The organism is uncultured Porphyromonas sp. (assembly GCF_934359325.1).
Classification (GTDB): domain Bacteria; phylum Bacteroidota; class Bacteroidia; order Bacteroidales; family Porphyromonadaceae; genus Porphyromonas_A.
The window spans coordinates 1-2,917 of the sequence record NZ_CAKRLH010000201.1 but is presented as its reverse complement, the minus strand read 5'-3'; the positions used below and the strand labels follow the sequence as shown (position 1 = coordinate 2,917).

3 protein-coding genes are annotated in these 2,917 nt (G+C 60.3%); all 3 read right to left on the bottom strand.

The window, feature by feature from the left end:
• Positions 1 to 56: 56 nt before the first annotated feature.
• The 3 genes from pstA to pstS are packed head-to-tail and all read right to left on the bottom strand — an operon-like array spanning position 57 to position 2,880.
• Positions 57 to 962, bottom strand: a complete 906-nt coding sequence (gene pstA / locus Q0F21_RS06870) for a phosphate ABC transporter permease PstA (RefSeq protein WP_297238568.1) — start codon at positions 960 to 962, stop codon at positions 57 to 59.
• Complete coding sequence (gene pstC, locus Q0F21_RS06865) at positions 959 to 1,828, bottom strand: phosphate ABC transporter permease subunit PstC (RefSeq protein ID WP_297238566.1); 870 nt, start codon at positions 1,826 to 1,828, stop codon at positions 959 to 961. Before pstC ends, pstA begins: the two co-directional genes overlap by 4 nt.
• On the bottom strand, positions 1,825 to 2,880 hold the full coding sequence (pstS, locus tag Q0F21_RS06860) for a phosphate ABC transporter substrate-binding protein PstS (protein WP_297238564.1): 1,056 nt from the start codon (positions 2,878 to 2,880) through the stop codon (positions 1,825 to 1,827). Before pstS ends, pstC begins: the two co-directional genes overlap by 4 nt.
• Between the last annotated feature and the right edge of the window lie 37 nt (positions 2,881 to 2,917).

The following is a 2,917-nucleotide window of genomic DNA, read 5'->3' as shown; positions in this document are numbered from 1 at the left end:
ATGACCTTCGTGGAGCTATTGGTGGTAGTGGACATACAAATCTAAGATTTATTCGATTATCTCTTGACGCCTCGCTTTGCAGCAATGGTCTTGGCAGCGAGATTGAGAGTCAAGATGAGGATCAGGAGGAAGAGGGCGGTAGACCAGATCAGGTCGACGAGGTTGGGATCGTTGTAAAACTCCCAGATCAGAAGGCTCACGGCGGAGGTGGGGCTGGTGACGTCGAGATTGACATACGTGGCGCCGAGGGCGGTGACCATCAGCGGTGCCGTCTCCCCCATCACGCGGGAGATGGAGAGGAGGATCCCGGTGATGATCGCTCCGATGGCGGAGGGGAGCAGCACGTGGAGCATGACGGAGGTATAGGAGCTGCCGAGGGCTAGACCCGACTCGAGGAGTGAGCCGGGGAGCATATTGAGCGCCTCCTCAGTGCTACGGGTGATCATCGGGATCATCATCAGTGCGAGGGCGACCGCTCCGGCGACGGCGCTGTAGCTGTGCATGGCGCGCACCACCCACATGTAGACAAGGATGCCGCAGATGATCGACGGCACGCCCTGGAGGATGTCGGCGAGGGTTCGGATGAGGACCGCTATCTTCTTTCCTCTATTGATGTGGAGGTAGATGCCGCCGAGCAGACCGAAGGGGATCGAGATGAGCGACGCAAGACCCACCATGATGAGGGTGCCGACGATGCCATTGAGGATACCGCCCGGGATCGGCTGACCGCTCTGCTTGGCCAGCATCGCCTCGATGGACGAGGGGACGACGCGGGTAAAGAAGTCGAGATTGAGCTGATGCCAGCCCTTGGTGATCAGTTCGATCAGGATTGCCAAGAGCGGGATTGCCGTGGCGAGACTGAGAATACAGACGAGAGCGAAGACGACCCTGCTGGTGACACGGCGGCGCTGCTGGTGCGTCGGTCTTAGGGAGTAAGTCTCGAGGGAGTTGTTGTTACTCATGGCTTAAGTCTGGAGATGATGATCTTGGCGACGCAATTGATCAGCGCCGTGATGAGGAAGAGGATCAGGCCGATGGCGAAGAGAGCACTGAGCTTGAGCCCCGTCGCTTCGCCAAATTGGTTGGCAATCACTGACGCCATTGTATTGCCAGTCTCGACCAGGTCGCCGCTCTCACTCATGGTGAAGGGGATGTTGCTCGTATTCCCGATCAGCATGGTCACCGCCATCGTCTCACCGAGGGCGCGGCCGAAGGCGAGAGTGTAGGCGGCAAAGATGCCCGACGCGGCTCCGGGGAGGGAGACGCTCCTGATCACCTCGAAGCGGGTTGCGCCGAGACCGTAAGCGGCCTCCTTCAGCTCTCCCGGCACCATGGAGATGAATTCGCTCGAGAGCGACGAGGCGTAGGGTATGATCATAATCGCGAGGACGATCGATGCGAGGATGACGCCGAAGCCCTGCTCGCTCCAGCCCCAGACGATCATCAGGTGACGGATTGTGTAGAAGCCCCAGAGACCATAGACGATCGAGGGAATCCCCGCCAGCATATCCACGACAGCGCTGACGACGGCAGCGATCTTCTTTCCCCTAAAGTACTCGCCCGAGAAGAGCGCCACGGCGAGAGAGAAGGGGACACAGAGCAGCAGTGCCAGAAGCGAGGTCTCCAGCGTGCCGACGATGAAGGGCCAGGCTCCGTAGTTCTGCGTCTTATCGCTCCACTCGCTGCCGGAGAGGAAGTCGAAGAAGCCGAAGTGGCTCACCGCAGGACCGCTCATCGAGGCGAGCGTGTAGATGATCGCGGCAGTCAGGAGGATGAATCCAATGCCGACGATCGTCAGCAGGGCGTTGAAGAAACGGTCTTTTTTCATGGTTCGCTAAGGGGCTTACCCTGGTAGGTCATGGAGGCGATGACGGCTCTCGCCTTCTCGAGGGCAAGGGGCGGGAGGGAGGCGTAGTGGGTCTTGCGTGCCGCCTCGTGTGTCTCCTCGCCAACGATGTAGTAGAGGAAGTCCTGCAGCAGCCGGGCACTCTCGAGGCTTCGGTGGCCGTAACTCTGCTCCTTGTAGACGATGAGCCAGGTCATCGTGCTGATGGGGTAGGCGTCAGGGTCGGGACTGTCGGCGATCATCACCCGTGTGTCGTCGGGGAAGTCGCTCAGGTTGGCCGACAGCGAGATGCTCTCCATCGTGGGGGCGATGAAGTGCCCCGAGCGGTTGCGGATCGCTGCTGCGGGGATGCCGAGAGCCATGGAGTACTCCGAGCCGATGTAGCCGATCGCACCGGGGGTGGAGGAGATCACGCCGGCGACACCGGGATTGCCCTTGGCGGCATTGCCCACCTTGATGTCCAGCGTCTTGGCAGCGCCCAGCTCCTCGCGCCACACCGAGTCGACCTTGCTCATGTAGCTCGAGAAGACGAAAGTGGTACCACTCCCGTCCGTACGGTAGATCGGTATCACTCTCTGGTCGGGCAGGGTGACGTCGGGATTGAGCTCCCGGATCGCCGGGTCGTTCCACTCCGTGATCCGCCCGGTGTAGATCCCCGAGATCACCTCGGGCGTGAGCCGAAGTTCCTCGATGCCCTCAAGGTTGTAGGCGATGACGATACCGCCGATGCAGGTGGGGATATGGATGATCGGCATAGGCATCGCCTTGGCGATCTTCTCGTCGGAGAGGAACTCGTCCGTACCGCCGAAGTCCACCGTCGTCTCGGCCAGATTTCGTTGACCGGCACCACTGCCGACACCGCCGTAGCTGACATGGATGCCCTCCGCGTCGCCATACTGCTTCGCCACCTCGATGTAGAAGGGGGCAGGGAAAGTCGCCCCGGCGCCGCTCAGGGTCTTCGTCCCGGCGCAGCCACTCAACCACGGAAGGAGCACCAGACCCAGCAAGGAGTAGATCAGAAATTGCTTTGCCACAATAAAGAATGAATGAGTATCTGTCTCTTTGTGGCAA